13 protein-coding genes and 6 pseudogenes are annotated in these 19,708 nt (G+C 56.2%); 13 read left to right on the forward strand and 6 right to left on the reverse strand.

Translation table 11 applies throughout. From position 1 onward, the window contains the following. Positions 1-85: 85 nt before the first annotated feature. Positions 86-1,881, reverse strand: a pseudogene (locus C486_RS16095) (sensor histidine kinase); the annotation flags it as partial. Positions 1,882-1,934: 53 nt separating this feature from the next. Between C486_RS16095 and C486_RS16100 the strand changes: the two are divergent. From C486_RS16100 to C486_RS16115, 4 genes and pseudogenes are all read left to right on the forward strand, one after another. Next, positions 1,935-3,611: pseudogene (locus tag C486_RS16100) on the forward strand (transposase). Between the two features lie 538 nt (positions 3,612-4,149). Then, positions 4,150-4,689, forward strand: coding sequence for a DUF7342 family protein (locus C486_RS16105; protein WP_008457963.1), 540 nt, complete (start codon positions 4,150-4,152; stop codon positions 4,687-4,689). Between the two features lie 3 nt (positions 4,690-4,692). Beyond that, positions 4,693-5,151 carry a hypothetical protein gene (locus C486_RS16110; RefSeq protein ID WP_049910630.1) on the forward strand — a complete coding sequence of 153 codons (459 nt, stop codon included), beginning with the start codon at positions 4,693-4,695 and terminating at the stop codon, positions 5,149-5,151. After that, positions 5,148-6,581, forward strand: a complete 1,434-nt coding sequence (locus tag C486_RS16115) for a phage integrase SAM-like domain-containing protein (protein WP_008457965.1) — start codon at positions 5,148-5,150, stop codon at positions 6,579-6,581. The genes C486_RS16110 and C486_RS16115 overlap by 4 nt, the downstream gene beginning before the upstream one ends. A gap of 164 nt (positions 6,582-6,745) precedes the next feature. Here the strand turns inward: C486_RS16115 and C486_RS22435 are convergent, their stop codons facing one another. Together C486_RS22435 and C486_RS22440 are read right to left on the reverse strand one after the other, a co-directional pair. Next, positions 6,746-6,907, reverse strand: a complete 162-nt coding sequence (locus C486_RS22435) for a hypothetical protein (RefSeq protein WP_008457966.1) — start codon at positions 6,905-6,907, stop codon at positions 6,746-6,748. Between the two features lie 158 nt (positions 6,908-7,065). Then, positions 7,066-7,284 carry a hypothetical protein gene (locus C486_RS22440; RefSeq protein ID WP_008457968.1) on the reverse strand — a complete coding sequence of 73 codons (219 nt, stop codon included), beginning with the start codon at positions 7,282-7,284 and terminating at the stop codon, positions 7,066-7,068. An 872-nt stretch (positions 7,285-8,156) separates the two neighbouring features. On the opposite strand from C486_RS22440, the gene C486_RS16125 reads away from it, so the two are divergent. After that, entirely contained in the window at positions 8,157-10,436 is a 2,280-nt protein-coding gene (locus C486_RS16125; RefSeq protein ID WP_049910631.1) for an MBL fold metallo-hydrolase, read from the forward strand. A 505-nt stretch (positions 10,437-10,941) separates the two neighbouring features. On the opposite strand, the pseudogene C486_RS16130 reads toward C486_RS16125, so the two are convergent. Beyond that, positions 10,942-11,201: pseudogene (locus C486_RS16130) on the reverse strand (MarR family transcriptional regulator). Between the two features lie 373 nt (positions 11,202-11,574). Here C486_RS16130 and C486_RS20465 point away from each other — a divergent pair. After that, a complete protein-coding gene (locus tag C486_RS20465) occupies positions 11,575-11,874 on the forward strand; it encodes a hypothetical protein (protein ID WP_083866047.1) in 300 nt (99 codons plus the stop codon). A gap of 660 nt (positions 11,875-12,534) precedes the next feature. On the opposite strand, the pseudogene C486_RS20475 reads toward C486_RS20465, so the two are convergent. Further along, a pseudogene (locus C486_RS20475) lies at positions 12,535-13,534 on the reverse strand (IS630 family transposase). Positions 13,535-13,690: 156 nt separating this feature from the next. On the opposite strand from C486_RS20475, the gene C486_RS16150 reads away from it, so the two are divergent. Together C486_RS16150 and xseB are read left to right on the forward strand one after the other, a co-directional pair. Then, positions 13,691-13,903 carry a hypothetical protein gene (locus C486_RS16150; protein ID WP_241432522.1) on the forward strand — a complete coding sequence of 71 codons (213 nt, stop codon included), beginning with the start codon at positions 13,691-13,693 and terminating at the stop codon, positions 13,901-13,903. A gap of 7 nt (positions 13,904-13,910) precedes the next feature. Next, a complete protein-coding gene (xseB, locus tag C486_RS20480) occupies positions 13,911-14,093 on the forward strand; it encodes an exodeoxyribonuclease VII small subunit (RefSeq protein ID WP_008457976.1) in 183 nt (60 codons plus the stop codon). 26 nt (positions 14,094-14,119) lie between these two features. On the opposite strand, the pseudogene C486_RS16160 reads toward xseB, so the two are convergent. Then, positions 14,120-15,090: pseudogene (locus tag C486_RS16160) on the reverse strand (IS1595 family transposase). 258 nt (positions 15,091-15,348) lie between these two features. On the opposite strand from C486_RS16160, the pseudogene C486_RS16165 reads away from it, so the two are divergent. The 5 genes and pseudogenes from C486_RS16165 (at position 15,349) to C486_RS16185 (ending at position 19,702) form a co-directional block, all read left to right on the forward strand. Beyond that, a pseudogene (locus C486_RS16165) lies at positions 15,349-15,623 on the forward strand (hypothetical protein). A gap of 6 nt (positions 15,624-15,629) precedes the next feature. Beyond that, positions 15,630-16,049 (forward strand): hypothetical protein, encoded by a 420-nt coding sequence (locus C486_RS16170; RefSeq protein ID WP_008457982.1) that lies wholly within the window; start codon positions 15,630-15,632, stop codon positions 16,047-16,049. Positions 16,050-16,077: 28 nt separating this feature from the next. Further along, positions 16,078-17,811 (forward strand): hypothetical protein, encoded by a 1,734-nt coding sequence (locus C486_RS16175; RefSeq protein WP_193787477.1) that lies wholly within the window; start codon positions 16,078-16,080, stop codon positions 17,809-17,811. Further along, positions 17,808-18,638, forward strand: coding sequence for a hypothetical protein (locus C486_RS16180; protein WP_008457986.1), 831 nt, complete (start codon positions 17,808-17,810; stop codon positions 18,636-18,638). The genes C486_RS16175 and C486_RS16180 overlap by 4 nt, the downstream gene beginning before the upstream one ends. Positions 18,639-18,640: 2 nt before the next feature. Further along, entirely contained in the window at positions 18,641-19,702 is a 1,062-nt protein-coding gene (locus C486_RS16185) for a hypothetical protein (protein ID WP_008457989.1), read from the forward strand. The last annotated feature ends 6 nt before the right edge of the window (positions 19,703-19,708 follow it).

Genomic DNA, 19,708 nt, shown 5'->3' on the forward strand with positions numbered 1-19,708 from the left:
GTCCCCCGGACCTGTTTGATGGAAGTTGAGACTGGCTCTCTCAATGCATAGGCCGCAGGCACGGTTTGCTCACTGACAACGGGTACTATTTCGACCGCTTGAACTCGAACCGTGCCCCGCCATTGCTTCCGTCTGTCACCGAAACCGTCCAACCGTGCGCCTTCGCGATGTCGGCCACGATCGAGAGCCCGAACCCGGTTCCCCCCTCGCTGGACGTGACGCCGTGTTTGAACACGTCGTCTTGCTTCTCTTGGGGAATCCCGCTGCCGGTATCCTCAACGTAGAATCCATCATCTCCGTCTAGTCCACCCACGGTCACCGTGACGTCGGCACCACCGTGCTCGATTGCATTCCGGAAGAGATTCTCGAAGAGTTGGGTCAGCCGTCCTGCATCGCCGGTGACTGTCGGAATTCTATCTTCGACTGTAAGCGTTGCCTCCTCCGTGTCGACGTACCCCCACGCCTCCGTCGTAATACTCTCGAGGTCGATCCCTTCTGCACTTTCGATCGTCGTCTCCCCACGTGCCAGCGTGAGGAGGTCCTCGATGAGTCGTTCAATTCGGTCGTGTGCGGATTCTACTTTTTCAAAGTGCTCCGCGTTCCCGGTCTCCTCCGCGATCTCGAGGAAACCCATTGCGACGGAGAGCGGGTTTCGCAGGTCGTGGGCGACGACGCTCGCGAACTGGTCGAGTCGCTCGTTCTGTCGGTGTAGTTCTTCCTCCCTGTTCGCTCGTGCGAGTGCTGCCTCGACAGTCGCACCGAGAATCCGGAACAGGTCGACATCCGTCTCAGAAAAGACCTGCGTGGAAACTGACCCCGTCGACATGAGCCCATACTCACCTAGTGGGACGAGAACCTCACTCCGTATCTCTGTGTTCGGGTTGTGGGGTTGACCCTCAGCTTGGACATCATCATATACTTGGGGTTCTCCGGACTCAAACACGTCCCAAGCGAGACTGTCTCTAGGAGTGAACCGGGGAGACTCGCCAAACAGGTCTCGTGCTTCGTACGTTTCCGTAATTGGGACGAGCACGTTCTCTCGGTCGTCGTACTCCCAAATTCCGGTGATATCGAGGTCGAGTATCTCGGCCGCGGCATCGACGGCGATCGCTCCGATCTCGTCGCTTGATTCAGCGCCGCTGAGCGATTGTGCGGTGTCCTGAAGCGAGCGGAGGCGAGCTTCCAACCGTTTCTGTTCGGTTATGTCCTCCAAGACGGCGAGGATGCTCGTAGTCTCTCTGTCGGGGCCTGTAACCGGCGCGACCGACAAGAGCAGGTCCAGTTCGTCTCCGTCTTTCGTCTCTCGCCGTATCTCCTTTGCTCGGATTCGCTCGCCGTTCAGGACGCGCTGCCGGTGTGAGGCAAACTCTTCCTGCTGCTCGTCCGGGACCATCGGATTGAACTCGCCAAGCACTTCGTCCTGCGACCAGCCGAACATGGTTTCAGCCTCGTCGTTCCAGCGGATGACGGTCCCATCCGTGTCGATCTCCATAACTGTGAGTGGCGTGGCCTCGATGAGCGATTCCAGTCGCTGGTTCGTCGCCTCGAGTTCACGCTCTCGTTCGACTTGCTTGGTAACGTTTCGAGCGATACCCACAACTCGAACAGTCTCGCCATCGACGACGACCGGTGCGAGGCTGGTCTCCCAGAACTGAGCACCGTCACCGATGTCGAGCTCTTCGCGGTACGAGAGCGGGGCATCCTGATCGACGCAGCGAGTGTAATGCCCTCGAGTTCAGCACCCTCCTGATCGCCGAACACGTCTCGTGGCGTCTTACCGCGAACTTCCTCGGTCGTAATTCCGGTCTGTGACTCGTATCCGGGGCTGAGTCGGGCAAACTCGAACGACGGGTACTCACTAGCGGTATCGACGTCAAGCATGACCTTTTCGTTAGATGTAGACGTGTTCTTGGGGCCATAACGATTGTCCGGTAGTGCCCATTACTACTGAATCTCGGAGAACCGTCTTTCGACAAATTGCACGACGGTCGTACGTTGAGTGGCCAGCGTACGATTCGACACCGTTGTACGACCGCACCTCACTTGCCGGATTAGAGTCGGACGTCCGGATCGTCTCAGGAGCTTGGTTCACGCACCATGAGCACATCTCTGTTGAGCAGTTCGTCTCCGAACTTCGCTGGCCTACTTCCGATTCGAGGCCTACGACTGCTACGAGGGTCCGACACACTACGAGATGGACACCCTGTTTCGCGTGTTCGTTCTGAAAAAACTCCACGGCTGGGAGCACGAAACAGCTCTCGTCGACTACCTAGAGAACCGTCCTGAAATCTGTGAGCAACTGGGTTTCGAGACGATTCCGGATCAGTCAACACTGTGGCGAAGCTGGCACGAGCGGTTCTCCGTTGACTCCAGGGAGACAGTCGAGACAGCGGCTCGAACAATCCTCATCAAAGCCCAGAATGCGGGTGTCTCGGTCCCGAGTGAACCGGAACGAAAGCTTCGGCACCGCGATGACGAGTCTGGTGAGTCAGAACCGGACGATCAAACCGTGCTGGAGCAGGCAGAGAAGATCACGGACCACGTCAGTCACGTCGTCTTCCCGGCATTCTCGCTGGATTTGTGGGGACGGCTGTGAGATTCACGAGAACGCCTACTGGGGATTGCAGACATATCTCGGACTTCGTGAAACCCTCGCTGCAAATGAGGGGGCTCGCAGTTTCGTCGTTGAGTCGACCCGGGAGCGGACACCCTTGGGTCACGCTCATCGGCAGCAGCTGCGCCACCTCTCTATCGACCAGATCCGAAAGATGTACCGACAGGCTGTCAGTCAACTGCTTGACGAGGTCGCGGAGACAGAGGAATTCTTCCGAGCGGGTATCGTCGCGATCGACATCACCGAAGCCGATCCGTTCACTGGAAATCGAACAGGCCACGAGGACGAAATCATCGGGACGAAAGAGAACACCGACGACTATGCATACCAGTGGGCAACAGTCCAACTGGTCGGCAACGCGGTTCCAATTGTGCTTGATGCGCGGCCGGTACGGAAAGGCGAGTCGCGCAAAGAGATCGTTGAGGACTTACTTGACTCGGCGGAGGACCTCGTTCACGTCGATAACCTGTTGATGGACCGTGAATTCGACAGTCAGCACGTTCTGGAGATGATCGGTCAGCGCGGGCTTTCATATGTCGTTCCGAAGCGGATGCAGACGAGTGAGAAAGCGCAGGCCAAGCGGTTGCTCCAGCGAGACCAAGACCGGTATGAAACCGAGCGGAAGCTCCATCTGGGCAAGAACGAGTGGCACGAGACGACACTGATCTACCGTCGGAAAGTGGACTCCAAGCACGACGATCACCGACAGTACTCGGTGTTCATTACGAATCGAGAGAGTGGACATCTCACAGAGTACGGCTATCGGTGGGAACTCGAAAGTGGCTACAGATCGATCAAGCGGTTCATGGCGGCGACAACCTCGAAGAATTTCGGGCTGCGGTTCTTCTACTTCGCGTTCGCGTGTCTCCTGTACTCGATTTGGCGAGCGGTGGACCTGCTCGTACAGGTTGAGTTGACCGATGAGTACGAGCACTCGCCGATTGTGACGGCCGATAACACGCTGACGCTGTTGAAGAAGGAAACGGGAATCGGATAGAGAGATGTTTTACTCGTGTTAGCGCGGTGTCTGAGTGGCAACGCTGTCGGAAGTCTCCGAAATTCGCGTGTGTGGTTGGAATTTCAATAGGAATAGCCGTTTGTAGAGTAATCTGAGCCAGTTCCCGATCACTGAAAAAGCCGAAAACACGCATCACAGACCCGTTAAACCCGCTGTAGTCTCAACTCCCAACGGTCAAGGATTTTGTATAGCGATATGTGATATACACATTCCTGTAGTGCGGAATTCCGGCGCTAAGAGACTCCAAATCCTCGAATTCTTCCGATGGACCGAATACAGAAAGTGGACCTGATTACACGAATAATCACGGCCACTTTGAAGTACCCCGCCGCCGTCAAGTAAACACGAATGCTGCAATCGGCTCAGAACGGCGCTTCACCCTGGTAGAACCGCCAAGATTAGGATGGCACTTGGTCTAGGTTTAGTTAGCGCGTGTTGGTGGCATGATTGGAAACCACTGTTCGATATAGCACGAGCAACGTCAACCTATATTAAGGTAGGGCACGAACTGTAGTCTATGACCGAAGACGAATCGAACTCTGAGAGCCTGATGGACCGTCAGACCACGGGCGAAGATCGTGTACGGATGGTCGCACGGCAGCTGTCGGAGCCGCGGACGGTAAACTGGATCGCGTCCGAAGCGGACTGGTCACACGAGCCCACCAAGCGCGTCCTCGAGCGTCTCGTCGATGACGGGATCCTTCACCGTGATGAGAGCGGCACCCACACCACGTACTACCCCGATTACCGCCGTCAGGCGATGCAGGAGGCAATGCGCCTTCGAGATAGCGGTCACACTGTTGAGGAACTCACGGATCGGCTCGCCAATATGAAGGCACAAATCCGTGACTGGGAGGACAAGTTCGATGTCGAGTCACCGAACCAGCTTCGCGGGACGCTCACCGACGAGACCCTCAACGCTGACGAAGAAGACCGTCGGCGTGAGATCGCTCGTGAGTGGGAGCATCTCCAGCGTCGCATCAAAATCGCCGGGTTCGCCATCCGCGAGTGGGACTTCCTCGCTCCGACGACAGAGCCCGCTGAGGCCAGTAGTTAACGGATGTCGGTCCCTCATCCCGGTAGTGACCCAAACGCGAATTTCTATGCCCAACTAAAGCGAGACGTCCTCGATCGTGTCCCACAGATTACAACAGTCGAGTACATTCCAGACGATATCGAGGCCAAGCAATTGCGGGCGATTTTCGATCCGACCCGTCTTGACCCTCCCACAGGCCCTGACTCGCCGGAACTAACTATCAAATGGTACCGGCAGGACCCCCACGATTGGTTCCGTGTCAATTACACCGACCCGAACACAGGCTTTCATGCTGGGTGGCATCAGGACGAGGATCACCCTGATCTCGGCCGAGCACATTTCCAGTACGCAGCCGCCGAGGAAGAAGATCGATGGGGAATTATGCTCGAACACGGGACTCCCTCCCTGATTCTCTGGGAAATCGTCGAAGACCTCCTTGAGGAGGTCCGTTCGACCTACCAATACGCGAACGAGGAACCATGACTGCCGAGAAGGCATCTGGAGAACGCACTGGGCGGTCACTCGCAAGTTCGTTCGAACGGTATCTCCAGGACAAGGGGAAAGGCCGCGGTGGCGACGGCGGGAACTACAGACGAAACGCAGCACGTGAACTCGAGCGGTTCGCCGAGTGGACCGCCGGCGACCGCGGTGGCGACGACTGGACCGGGATCGTCCTCGACGATGTCGACCGCGATCCCACCTTCGAGGACCTCGACGAACGTGTCTTCCGCGAATACGCCCGGCATCTCGCTGGTGACCGTGGACTCAAACAGAACACTGTACAAACCTATTACCGCTATATCTCTGCGTGGTGTGGCTGGTGCGTCAACGAGGGCTACCTCGAGGCGCACTATGCCCAACGGGCGAGTGCGATGGCGCCGCTGCCGGAGGACGACGGCCGCAAGCCCGGCGATCAGCAGGCCTGGACGTCCGAGCAGCGCCACGCACTCACCCGCCACGTCGACGAACGGGCCCGCGATGCCATCGAAGCGTACACGACACTTCCGGAGGAGACTGCCCCCCTCGACAAGCAGCGAGCGCGCTACGCGGCGCTGAAAGCCGCTCGTGACCGCGCCCTGGTGTTCGTCCTCGCGTACACCGCCGTTCGCGTCGGGGAACNGCAGCGAGCGCGCTACGCGGCGCTGAAAGCCGCTCGTGACCGCGCCCTGGTGTTCGTCCTCGCGTACACCGCCGTTCGCGTCGGGGAACTCCTCCGGGACCCGAACGATCCGCGTCGACGCGGCGTCCGCTGGGAGGACCTCTCGCTTGACGACGGGAGTATGGACGTTTACCGGAAGAAACAGCAGTGGGATGCCGCGAGCCTCCCTGATCCGGTTATTTCGCCGCTGCGGAGCTACCGCAAACTGATGGACCCGCCGATGGATCGCTGGCCAGTGTTTCCGACGTTCGACCAACGAACGCTTGCGGGGCTCGTCCAGGATGAACTCGCTGACCGAGGGGAACGCTCAGAGGCAGTTGCTGAGTGCCGTGAGGAGTACGTTCGCGACCTACTGCTGGCGCTCGAGGAGGATATTCGGCCGCCGTCGATCACGACGGACGGCGCACGGTCGATTCTCCAGCGCCTCTCGGAGGCCGCGGAGATCGATATCGAGCATCCGAAACACGACTATCTTGCGCCACACGGCGGCCGACGTGGGATGGGAGAGGTACTTGTCCGCGCGTTCGGGTACACGGTAGCGGCCCGGTATCTCGATAACTCCGAAGAGATGGTTCGAGAGCGGTACTCTCACATCGAGGCCGGCGAACTCGGTGATGTGGCGACAGAAGCNGCCCGGTATCTCGATAACTCCGAAGAGATGGTTCGAGAGCGGTACTCTCACATCGAGGCCGGCGAACTCGGTGATGTGGCGACAGAAGCACTCAACGAAGTCGACTCTCTGAACCGTAAGTGAACGAGGAGACGAGACGAACTTGGATAAGTGACTGATTTCCCGTTTATCGAGGAATCAGACGCTGAGCTCGGTCAGTACAACGGCGGCACCACGCCACCGGACGCTGATCAGAAGTCGACGCTCACCACGGACCGGCCTAGGGGAGTTTGACGATCAAGGATCCGTCACGGACGCGGCGTCGCGTCCGGGCCGTACTTCAAGTCCCAGTCGTCGAAATGCGCCCGGAACTCTTCGCGCCTGCGTTCGATCTCCTCGTCACTGAATTCCTCTTCGGCTTTCGTTAGTTCCTCGTCGTAGGTGAGTTCGACGGTTGCGTAGCTGGTCACGTCATCGCTCTCGATGATCTAGCCCGGAAGACAGTCGCTTTCAACTGTGAAATCGTACTCGTACCCCTCGGCACCCATACACACTGCGTTGTATGCTTCGTCGGATATTTTTCCGAACGTCGCCTCGAATTCGGCCACCGACCGAGCCGGACCGACGTCTATACTCCTATACCGGTTGGGGAACGGGAAAACGAGACATCAAACCTCACGTGTGCCCATTGATACCAGGCATCGAGTGGGAGATACGGGTGTCCGCAGGTGTGCAGGATGACGTCTGGATACCGATCATCGCCCGGGTCGTACATCACACACTCCAGCCACGTCTGGACAAACTCAAACCGGTCGACGATGAACGGTCGCACCTCGATGTCACCCATATGAGTCGGTCAATCCGACCCTTCTTAGAGGTTCTGTTCACACGGAAAAGAATGCGTCGGACAGAGGTGACAAGCGGCGTCCTTAGCCCGCGAGGGGCGAGCCAGCCGTGGCGGCAGAAACCGACTGCGAGGGCAGCCGGAGCCGTGGAACGCCATCCGCGCCCTCTACCCAGTCGCCCGGATCTGTTGACTCGCCTTCGTTGTATTCCACCGACAGGTCCTCATCTTGGACCACGAACGTGATCGCTCCGCCGGACTCGTGCTCGCTCGTGATGTAGAAGTTGGGTGTGTCGCTGACTTCGTCGACGTTGGCCGTCGCCTAATCGGTATGACGAGTCCCTAATCAAGAGGCCGCAATGAGTCACTGGGTAATATTGTAGAAAGTAAGGAAGACTAATATGACTTCAATCTATACGGTAACTTGGACGTGAGGAGTCAGTGGAGAACTAGTCCTCACGTTCAGTCAGGGGCACATCTTAGGCACACGGACCATATCGAACACTCATCTCTACACGAGCTGTCTGGGAGAAACAGTACAAACTTGGGGTGTGTTTGGTCTTCGGCGGTACTCTGTCTTGAGAAGCGGTTTCTAGTCTGACCGTGTTACTCGATGAGTTCTACCTGTTCTTTGGCCGTGCCGCAAAGTCGTCTCGAGTGTACCGTCGAGAGTCGAAGTGGCACCTTCCTCTAGACAGTGCAACTGCGTTAGAATAGCGTGCACTAAATGCACGTCATTTACAAAGCGTTAGAGATCGGCACTATCAGACCGTCTACTCACCCATGGATCGAAACTCGAGACCGCTTTAATCGGTATTGAATTCTTAGACAGGCTCTGAAGGGTGTTTATGAACGTGCAGAATCGACTTGGTGGTATGGAGATATCTTACGAACATGCCAATCCAATGGCAGGAAACGAATCTTTTCTTCTTCGGGTTCAAAAGGAGTATGAGCAGCAGACGCCCTGCATTCTTGTCGATGCGGGAGACGGTGTCGATACATCGACACTACTCGCTGACAATGAATACTTGGCGGCGGTACTTCTCACGCACGCGCACCTCGATCACTATAAATCGCTGGACGAGGCCCATCGTGATGGCGCACCGATTCTCACGTCCCCCGGGACAGAAGCGATTCTTGAGGACATCTTAGCAGAAGGTGTACGGCACCATTCGATGTCAGATCCAGATGCGATACTCGAACGAGTCGAATCGATCAACGACTGGGCCGATGTCGTCGGTGATGACATCAGTGTAGCCCCCGTGCCAGCGGGGCATACGCCAGGGGCGTGCGGATTCCTGATTCGAGCCCACGACGGACAGGAGAGTTTCCGTGCGCTCGCTACCGGGGACTTCACACGACGCGACGCTGGCGGATACGTCGGATTCGATTCGGAACAGTTTCTTGAGGTCGATGCACTATTTCTTACGGCCGCAACAAACGATGCCGTTGACGAGACGGTTACCGACATCCTCGAAACGCTCGCTGCTCGTGCGAATGCTGGGTCGAAGACCCTCTGTACGGCAAGCGGGCTAACGGGTGTTCACTTAACGACGCTTCTCGGAAGGATCGAACACGAACTCGACTATTCGATCCCAATTATCCTCGTGGGACAAGTCGCAAAGCTCTACGATGCGCTGGAATACGACTATCCGCACGTAGAGACTATCCCTGAGTTTTCGGTTCCTCATGACTGCCTCGAGGCAGGGTCTGTGACTATCGCCGGGCCAGAGGTTCCAGTCGAAGGAAGTAGTGAACGACTCTTCGAGGCGATTCGTGATGATGGGAACGCAACGCTAGTGCAGGTGCAGGGTGGAAATACGACTGCGAAAGACGCTGGCGATTTCGCTGGAACCGTTTTTTCATTTGAGTTCTCGAATCATCCAACTGAAGCGGTCCTTGATGAGGTCGTCGAAACGATTGCTCCGACTCACGTAGTCATCACCCACCAGAGTGGTCGGTCCCTGACACGGTATAAGGACAAATGGGACGCATATACGTGGGCAACTGGGGATTCCGGTTCGGAACAGTTGTATCAGAATGGGCGTTTCTGTCCCCCGAATTGGATCGGTGATGCCGCAAAGCAGCGCGTGCGAAACCGTGACGAGCAACGAAGTGTGATTGATGTCGGGGACGGGGTCCTGCAAGCAGCAGCGAGTATTCCGGAACTTGAACGTCGAGAAACGGCTTCCCTCGAACGAGAAGGTGTTGACGTCACTCGTCTCCGTGACGAACTCCATATCGGTCACAGCGAAGAGGAGGTGGCGACTAACACCGTAGAGCCCAAAGCGGAGACAGATCCCACGCAGAACGCATGCGTCACTTCAGCTCATGTGACTGATGAAGGAGTGTATCGAACCGCCGGCCAGCCATCGAGTGACCATGAATACATTATACCAAGTCCGGAAGAAGTAGCTGATAAAATCGCTAATCCGACCGTCGTTAACGTGTTGTGCGATTCGGCGTCGGCGGAGAGCGATATCTCCTCGGACGGTACTACTGCTGAGCGGACATCGAAAGCCAATAAGAAGGAAATCAGTGGAAAAGACGCCGATAGCAGTGAGGAGGATGACGCCGCTACTGAGACGGAAACCGCCGATGAGACAACGAAGAGAGAGTATACAGAGCAAACTGAGAACAGGGGCGAGGACGAGAATACGTCAGCTTCGGATTCAACAATGAGTGAAACCACAGCTGAGATGGCAACAGGAGCGGTGACCGATGAAACAGTAACCGTTCACATCGACCCTGTAATTCGAACACTCACCGAACGTCAGGCCAGTAACGAGGGTGAATCGACCGAAGCGTTCGTCGAGTCTGCAATCAGAACATACCTCGCAGAAGCGCTGCGCGGCAACGAACCATGGTCTGAAACAACAAGAGTCACCGAGCGAAAACTTACGATCGATGCCGATCCAGCACTCGAACAACTCATTGCAACTACGGCTGCGAACAACGACGAATCAGACGCGGAGTCTTTCGTTGTTCGGACGCTCTGCGATGCAATTGGTCTCGACATCGATGACCGCGAGCTACCGATCGGTGCCCTCGAAGAGATGGACGAACTCATCGTTGCAACGACCGAAAATGATAGTTGTCCCCACGAAGAGAAGGACGAAATCGTTCAGGCAGCTCTCGAGCGACGAGTGTTATAACTGACCCTTATCCTATAATATTATAAAATAAAAATTCTGCCACTGTCTAGTTGAACCAGTTTGAGAAGCGAGCAGGTCGGTGAACAGTTTGGACAAGATACTTGCAGACCTTCTCAGCGTGCTATGCGGCGGGTTTTGATGAATCGTGGGAAAATGAGCAGACGGCGAACTCTCTGACGGGCGTCGACGTCCGCTTCCATCAGACCGGTTGTTCACTTCGGGAGCCAACAATGACTCTCGCTGAATTGGGTATTGAACGCTTTCACGGAGTGGTTTAGAACTGGGATCATCGGTTGGCTGACAGCGAAGCAGTAGCAGGCGGCCGAGAGCGACGCCAAATATCACGAGATCGCTCTCGAAATGGGAGCGCTCGACGGACGTCGCCACACAGAGATCTACGCAACGTTCGAGAACGAGTGGGAACACCTGCTTTTTCGGAACCATGTGTGGCGGTTCGTGACTGGCAACCGGTTATTCGTCGGCCGAGGTTTCTCGCCAGATAAATTCATTCGGCTCCGAGGTTGCGAGCATCGAGTTCACCGGTAAGATACTGCTTTCCCTCACGGGTGATGTCGTAGACGCCGTTGCCGAGGTGGATGAGGAGTCTGTATGTAACGAGTGTCTTGCAGCGGGCGTTAATGTGTTGTCGTGAGAACCGCACACGATCGCTGTCAGCCATCTCTTTGGGAGTGTCTGGGCCCTCTCGGCAAGATGCTCCAGAATTCGGTCGTCGGCGCGCGACATCCAGTCGGCGTCAAAGCGCATACTCGCCTCTGATTGCGCCAACGGTATGCCAGACGCGCTAAGTCAACTGATAAAGCTCTAAGCAACTATAATTAACTTCAAATAGTTTAAACGTCGGAAATATCAATACCTAAGTGTTCAATGACCTCATCAACGGCTGGGCCTGGAGTATCACCTGACTTCTTAGTCGCAATCATCGAGACGCTCGAAGCGGATGTGGGCTGGCCTGGGATAAGCGTCAATTGTATGGCTACCTCAACACAGAAGACTGTGAGCGCTGTCGGCAAGCAGCGGCAGTTGATCAGCAGGCGCAACGAAATCTTCGGGAACTTGAGCGTGCGAAATCAGTCGCCGAAACAACAGGGAACGATCCTAACGTGGAGGTGCTAGAATAGTGAGCCCAAACAAGCACGAACCGGATCCCTCTGACGCTCTTGGATTTGACAGGGTGATTGGTCTCGATGATCAAGTTCTTGGCGTCGAATACGGCAATCAAGGATACCGCCCAAAACAGGAAGCTACCGATGGTGACCACCCACCTATCGACGACCTCCACGAGGTACTCCTTGAAACCAGAGATAATCTTCAACAGCTCGAAGAGCAACTCCCAGACCCGCTGACGCTCACGGACTCGATCAATGAACTAAACGAGACTGCAGCTGCCTACAGTCATCTCGAGTCAGATAATCAGTAGAAAACTAGGAAGACGTACTCTGTCGCAGAAGTGGTCAGGCAGTCGACACGGATCAGCGAGGAAATGAAAGTCGGCTTTGAGAGCGGTCGTTGAGAAGGAGTTGACTGAGAAGGTGCATCACTATTGGGACGTTACGAAAACGATGTTGGGCATTGTCAGGTTTAGACGCGGAGCAACAACACATTCCACTTGGTAATAGCTCTACGAATTAGTTTGCCAAGTGAATTGTACTTCTGGCATAGGAATCACCACGCTTATTGAACTCTCAACGGGATTGTTGACTATGAATACCATCGTGAGAGGGGTGATTTCGGTCGTGCTTGCGTTGTTTCTCGGGTTTTCAATCTCATTTACCGTCAGTCTAGATCCGACGGGAACTACACCGATAATCCTTGGACTCGTTCTGACCGGTGTACTGATCCCAGCCTTCCATTTCGGACTCTGCAGAATTACTTCAGACCAGCAGATTTCTTCCTAATCAGGACACCGTCTAGTTAGCGCGGTTTGAGAAATGAGCAGGTCGTAGAGTTGGTTTGGAATGATGCTCTCAGACCCGCTCAGAAAGGGATATACGGCGGAATTTGATGAATATTGGGGGCGTAAGCCGGATTGTGTTTAGTTTGTAGCATTCCGCCGGACGGCGAAGGCCTATAGTAGCCATTAGAAGTAATTGCTCACTTTTGGAAGAGAGAGTTGATCAAGAGCGGTATCAATCGCTGTTGTGAGTTCAGGAAGTGAGTCAAAGAACCGGTTGCTAAGTGCTGATTGAAGTTGTCTCCAGCACTCCCCGACCGGATTTAGTTCAGTGAATACGCCGGTAACCTCACGAGGGCGAGGTCGTCACGGGCCGCTAGGTCCGTGACGGCCGACGCCTGAAAATACGGCGCTCCATCCAGCACGATGATCAGATCATCTTCGAACTCTTTGCATAACGCAAGAATGAAATGTTTTGCGTGGGCGGCGGTAACGTACTCTTCGAATCGAGAGAAAAAGCGATCACCGTCCTCGGTGATCGCGCCCAACAGACACGTCCAGTCGCGTTGCCCAGACAGTTCGACGGACGGCCGCGTGCCGCGTGGAAACCACGCGGCACGCGGCTCAACTTGCACGAATTTCTTGGTTTGATCGATACAGACTACTGTGTCGTCCATCTCCCGCCGCTTTTTTTGAGTTCCTCACGGAACGTTTCTTGCTCCTCAGCATCTGATTCGGCGGCTGTAGGACGTGGTTTTTGGTAGCTCAATCCCGCTTCTTTGAGCAACCGTCGGCAGCTCGGGATTGAGTACTCGACATCGTAGGTCTCGTCGAGATACTGCTGGACGAGCGCCGGCGTCCACGCCGGCGCGTCTACCCCAACTTCTTCGGGAGATTCGTGGACTGTTTCTTCGAACTCTTGTTGCTCTTTTTCTGAAAGCTTTCGCTTTCTCCCAGATCGGTGAGCATCAGTAACGGCCTGCTCAAGCGACTCGTCAGTGTCGAGTCGCTTGATCCAACTGTAGATTGTTCGTCGGCCGGTGTTGTGCCACTCGGCAAGTTCGGTCTGCGTGACGCCGTTTTTGTACGCAATTGCCGCTAATAGCCGTTGTGTTGGCTTTTTTCCCTCGACGTTGTCGAGTGCGCCGTGAAGTTCTTCGACGGAGATCTCGTCGAGATGGTCCATTACAAACAGTGACAAACGATGGGCGGAAAATTCTAACGGTTACTATAGAGTCACGATTCTGCGGTTGATAGTTTGATATGATTGAAAGACTGACTAATCGCTGATCAGGTGGCGGATGTCGCGACGATTACGCCGACCGCCGCTGGCGAGTATATCGTGGATTCCCGCGAGGAGTTCCTCGCGAGCGAGGTCAAGCCGTTGAAGCAACAACTTGAGGCCACGTATGAAACGTTCCAGCAGGAACACGAACGGGAGCTCGCCGAGGCAGTCGACGAGGCAGCCGCACCAGAGGACCTCTCGCCCGTCTACTACAAGGTCACAATCGTTGTCCTACTGTTGTTGGTCATCACAGGCTTTGGCTGGGGGTGATCTAAGCGTGGCAAACGACCCAGGAATCCACGACCGGCTGAATCGCGTCGAGGAAATCGTTGGACAACTCGATGTGGACAAGTATGATCTGGATGAATGGACGGCGCTCTACGAGGAAGGCCAGCAGCTCCTCGATGAAGTTCGCTCTCTTCTTGATGATGGAAGTGGAGACGTTGTTCAAATAGAGTAGCACGGTTTTATTTTGAAATTTCATTCTTATGTAGAACTGTGGAAAGCTCCGATAACGAGACAATCAATGATTGACTCGGTGGATTCGCCGGCTAGAGTGAGCGAACGATGCCGAAGGTGTGAGCGGCCTGTTCCAAGCCCTGCTTGGACAGGCCACGGAACTTCCGCAGCCACGGCTGGACGAACGAAAACAGGCACTCCGCTTGGTTAATGTGGATGCCTTCGGGCGATACGTACGTTTCTTTGTGTACGACCGTTCGGTGGTCACGCTCCATCTCTCGGTAGGCTTGGTGGTCGTCGGTCCAGACCTCTCTCAGTGGCTGGGAAAGTTCTTCAGCCTCCTGAATTACTGGTTCAAGATCGCCGCTGTAGTCGATGCCGAGTTGGCCACGAATCACGCGAAGCGAGTCGCGGCACGCCGCGACGAGCGTCAACTGATCACCGTGATGCCTTCGCCAGCGTGATCGGCCAGACTGGGACAAGCCGCCGCGAGAACGGCTGTTCCGCGGCGGCTCTCCTTTGTAGCCCGAACAGACCTTGCCTGATTCGTCTACTTGTGTCGGTCCGTCTATGGTCTGGTCAAGCAGACTCCAGACGACGGGGAAGCCGCGCTGAACCGCGGCTTCCACCTCTCGAATGGCCGTATGAACAGTTCTGTAGGCCCGACCGAGGAACGGCGCGATCTGGTTGATACTGAGCAACGTGTCCGCGTAGAGCGTGAACGCGAGAAGCACCTCTCCTGCGGTGAGGTGCTTCTCGTGGAATGGCGTTCCGTAGGTGAAAACCGGCTTAAAATTGCAGTCACGGCACCAGATTCGGTCGAGTTCCTCCCACGTCACAATGCTCTGGTGGCCGCACTGTGGACAGGACATACTCTCCCAAAATTCCTTGAGTCGCCGCTCGATGCCCGCATCGAGCGACTCCGTATTGATTTCCACGACGCCCAGCTCAATCAGCTGCCGAAACATCGTCCCGAACGCTGGCTGAGCAGAAGACATATCGCCAAATTAGCCTCGGCTCAGTGTAACTATACGGTCTTTCCGCAGCTTTGCATAAGAGCGTGAGATTTTAACCAACACATAGATGATAATACCCAATTCGTTGGTTAAGTCATATCGGGGGATCTGCGAAGATTATTCCGAGATGATTTCTATACCTAATCCCAATCACTAATAACCAAAAAATATTTATCTATTTTCAAGATAGTCAGCAAATATGTGCCGAAACTCAGCCGGTGCATACCCATACCCGCATGTATGATTACGAGGTCAGTCACCATCGAGGACATCGATGGTCTGTACCTGATGTGGAACGACCACATCAACGCCTCAGCCCTCTATCGCCGCGCCCTCCGCGAGGAAATGGAATCCGCGTGTTGACCCCGATAAACTTCGCGACCTCTTCAAACGGGCCCGCGAGCAGGGCTACATGCTCGACAAGATCGCAGAGGACACCAACCGGTTCGATGATCCAGTCGCTCGTCGAAGAGCAGCAGAACCAGCCAACAGCTGGAGACGCCACAGATGATTGACCCGCTATGTCACAGGACAAGACTCCCTCCGACCCTGAGCGTAGCACCGACACCAAGTCACTGCTGACCGGGAAAATCTCTCGGCAGGCAGCACTCACCGTCGTCATCCTGAGCCTGTTTGCTGTCCAGCCAGTCGCCGCCCAGAGTAACGCCGTCTGTAGCGCAGATAACCTCCCAAGCATGATTGAGGGGTTCTTCCAGCTGACCACCGCGCTGGGAATCGTCGGCCTCGCCATCGTCTGGCAGGCCGACTCCCTTATTGAGATGTTTACCCTCAATCCCGAGCAGAAGAAGGGCCTCAAGCGACACAAGCGCTCCGCGATGAAGTCTGCGGTCGTCCTCGTCGTGCTCGGGCCGCTGTATACCGTTGCCGGGTCGATGATGGGCCTCCCGCTGGCGCAGTGCGTCGACCTCGTCCCCTGGTAAGTACCCTACAATCCCCGTTGCGAGTCCTATGAACCATCGAGAGCTCTCTGTGCTTATGGTCGGCTTGCTTGCGACGAGCCTAGTCACTGGTATCGTCGCCGCTGACCCGCCGAGACCAGGGACGGAGGGGAACGGGCTAACCGAGAACGAGTCGGCAACGCTGTGGTCGCGTGATGTGGATAGCTACATCACTCAAGAGGAGTACCGCCAGCGCTACGGCGAGAACCGCTCTGCTGTTCATCAGGTCGCCAACGGGACGGACGTTACGTTCAAACGGCCGCCCGCGACCGCGGCGACGTGGACGCGAAACGACTTTGAGGACCTCGACGCCGGCGGCCCAGATACGTCCGTGTATCCGCCGCATGCGGACCTCGAGGACGGCGTCTTCATCGAAGACGCACACGCCACAATCTTCGCAGTCCAGCCCTCGACGCGGGGGCATCTGGAATCCGGAGAGACACCGTTATACATCGCTCCGGATGGGACGATGCGCGGGTTCGTTGACTACCACGTTCGCGTGCCCAACGGGAGTTCCTCCGGCAACACGACTATCTCGTGGTCGCTCACGGAGCACGAGATCGAAGAAGTCCAGTTGAAGAAGAACGGGGAGACCATCGCGACGCAGGACGGGACCCATACGCCCGCCCTCGATTACCAGATCAAAGATGACTGGAGCGCGAATCTCACGCTTGAAGCGGAGATCAGCGTCCGTCTGAAGAAGACCACCCGAACTAACCAAGGCAATCAGACGGACGTGGATATCACTTATCGGACGGAATCACGCAACGTCTCGGACGCGATCGATGTCGAGATCTACGACCTCTCGGCGTATCCCTACTACGCCGTGTACCCCAACGGCGACGCCGGCGTGGCCATCTTCCAGTCGCGGCCGTGGCAGGGGTACAAGCTCACAGAGGACGGCGAGACGCGGGTCCGTGGCATATGGCGGTTCTACACTGCTCGGAACACCAACTGGGATACGCTCGTTCGGTCGAACCGGACAGATAGCGCCACCATCGAGTCGGATGCGATTCCCGTGTACGTCCACGCATATCCGTCTCGCATCGGGCCGCGTGCCGAGCCGGTTCGAGATGGCCCTGAACTCATCGAGACGTGGGGGACCGACCGCCCGTCGCCGGTCGGCACCATCGGGGAGAACATCAACATCGACATCGTCAACCAATCGTACACGACGACGTACGGTGTCGCCGTTCAAGCGGAGACCGTCGACCGTGAAGCACTTCACGTTGCGGGTATCGTCCGTGGCGTGAACGCCTCGATCATCGAGCCGGACGGTGGCTCCGAGCGACAGCTCCGTCGCAGTAACCTCACCGTTGAGGTACTCGAGCAGAACCAGTCACAGGCGACACTCCGGATTGAACTGCGGGACAATCAGACCGGCGCTCCCATCACGCTCGACGATAGCCGCCAGTACCCGATTGGCGGAACCACCCGGAATGGGTATATCACCGTCGCAGATCAGCGCGTTGAGACCAACGAATCGGGCGTGGCAATCGTGACGATCGATGAACCGGGGATCTACACGGCCCGCTACCATCCGGGTTCGTGGCTCGGCCATAATCCCGCGTACGTGAGCGATTCCGCGACGGCCCGCTGGCATCCACTCGGAACGATTGAAGGCTGGTTCGCCCTCATCTTTGAGGTCGGCTGGCAGCTTCTGCCGTTCTTCGTGATGTTCTACGCTGGCAAGCGCCTCCTGCGGATGCTCGGCCCAGAAGACATCTTCCAGCAAAACCCATGACTCAGGATAATCCCCACCTCAGTAGACGGACCGCCCTCCAAACAGTCGCCGGCGCCGCTCTCGTGAGCGTGGCCGGATGCCTCAATAACGGCGATTCCCCGAGTAGCGGGAACTCTACCCCGTCTGATGAAGAGGGAATCATCCAGCAAGTCACCGTAGAGGGGACAGAACTCGTCATTGAATACACGTCAGAGGAGGGAATCGATCAGATCAACCTCGTCCAGCCGAATGGGGAGCTGTGCGGTCAACGAGAAACCGCTGCTGGGTCACAACAGGTCTCCTTCGAGATCGGAACGTCCTACAAGCCTGGAGAGTATACTGTCGTGGCTCTCAGCGGTGAAGAAACGATAGCTGAGAGTTCCTCACTGATTCAGCCGGAAATTGGAATTCAAGATGTCGGTCTTTACCGGAATAACCCGGAGAAGTCGTGGGATGAAGTCTACGGAAATACTGAGACGGATCGGCTAAAGAACGGGGAAGCGTACGTCACCGTCGAGAACACCGGAAGCGGACCAGAAGCGGTTATTGAGTTGATTTTCTCTGGTGATGTACCAAACCCGGTTGAAGATCCCAGAGGTGGCGGGATGTATGAAACCGAGCAGGTGGTGATCTCACCGGGAGAAACTACCGACCTGTTCAGTAGTTCGTTCCCGTTTGGTTCCGAATCTGAAGAGGGAATGGGATGCTCTCCGGACGGAAACAGCGGCCAGTTCACCGTCACAGTCCGAACCCAAGTTGGCGGCGACCAGATACCGAAAACCTTCGATGTACAGTACTCCGGATCCACGGAGATGAGTGACTGCAAGGTTTCAATCACGGAGGCCTAACGATGGTGGATCTGATAGATATCGTTCTTGAAGGGTTCAAAGACGTCGTTAATTGGTTCATCGGTCTGTTCATGGACGGGCTTCGGTCGGGGTATCAGACGCTGACCGAAGAGATGTTTGGCACTCCAACTCCCCAGACTGACGGGACGTTCATTTTCGGAGAACCAAGTAACGCCCCTTGGCCAGCAATCCAAGAAGGGCTCATTGGCGGCGAGATCATGTTGATCGCTCTGCTGCTGCTCGTGATGAGCGTTCAGGGTCGACACACCATCCGGATCTTCAATATCGGGAGTGCGTACGAGGCTCGAAAGACCAAGAAGACTGCCTGGGTCGGTGCTTTCCTGATTATTACCTGGTACTGGATCGGAGCGCTCGCACTCTACCTTGTCGATGGGTTCACGATTGCCCTGATGCCGGAGCTGTCCTCGCTGGGCTCTGCTATGCTGCAGTTCATAACGGGGTCGATTACCAATCCCGGTCTTGGTCTCCTGTTTGCCCTAATTGGAGGAATTTCGATGTGGGCGTTGGAGGCGCTGTTCTACATCCGGCAGATTCTCCTCTACGTCTACCTGTACGGGATGCCCATCGCGTTCGCCATTGCGTATGGCAATATCCCTGTCCTCTCTGATGTCGCGATGGGATTCAGCAAACGGTTCGTCCCGTTGGCCATCCTACCCCTGCCTGCAGCGATAGTCCTCAAGGGATACGACTTACTCTACTCTGGAGGGGCGTTGACGCCGGGAACAGCGTTCCTCAAGTATCTCGTCGCGTCTTCACTTCCACTCGTTGCGCTCTATGTCACGTGGAAGACGTTCAAATACGCGACTCCGCTGACCGCGAAAGTTCTCGGCGGTGCAACCAAGGGAGCGGCTCTCATCGGCGGCGTGGCTGCTGGAGCATACATCGGCGGCGCCGGCGTCGCGACGACCGCCGCCCGGTGGGGCCCGAAAGCCGCCGCCGGACACGCCGTTGCCCAGAAGGCAGCGGCCCGAGGTTCGAACAGCGACGAAGATAGCGGGACGCCGTCCTACCGGCGGACCGAGAACGACCCTGGAAGCTACTAACAATCT

The organism is Natrinema gari JCM 14663, assembly GCF_000337175.1.
Taxonomy (GTDB): domain Archaea; phylum Halobacteriota; class Halobacteria; order Halobacteriales; family Natrialbaceae; genus Natrinema; species Natrinema gari.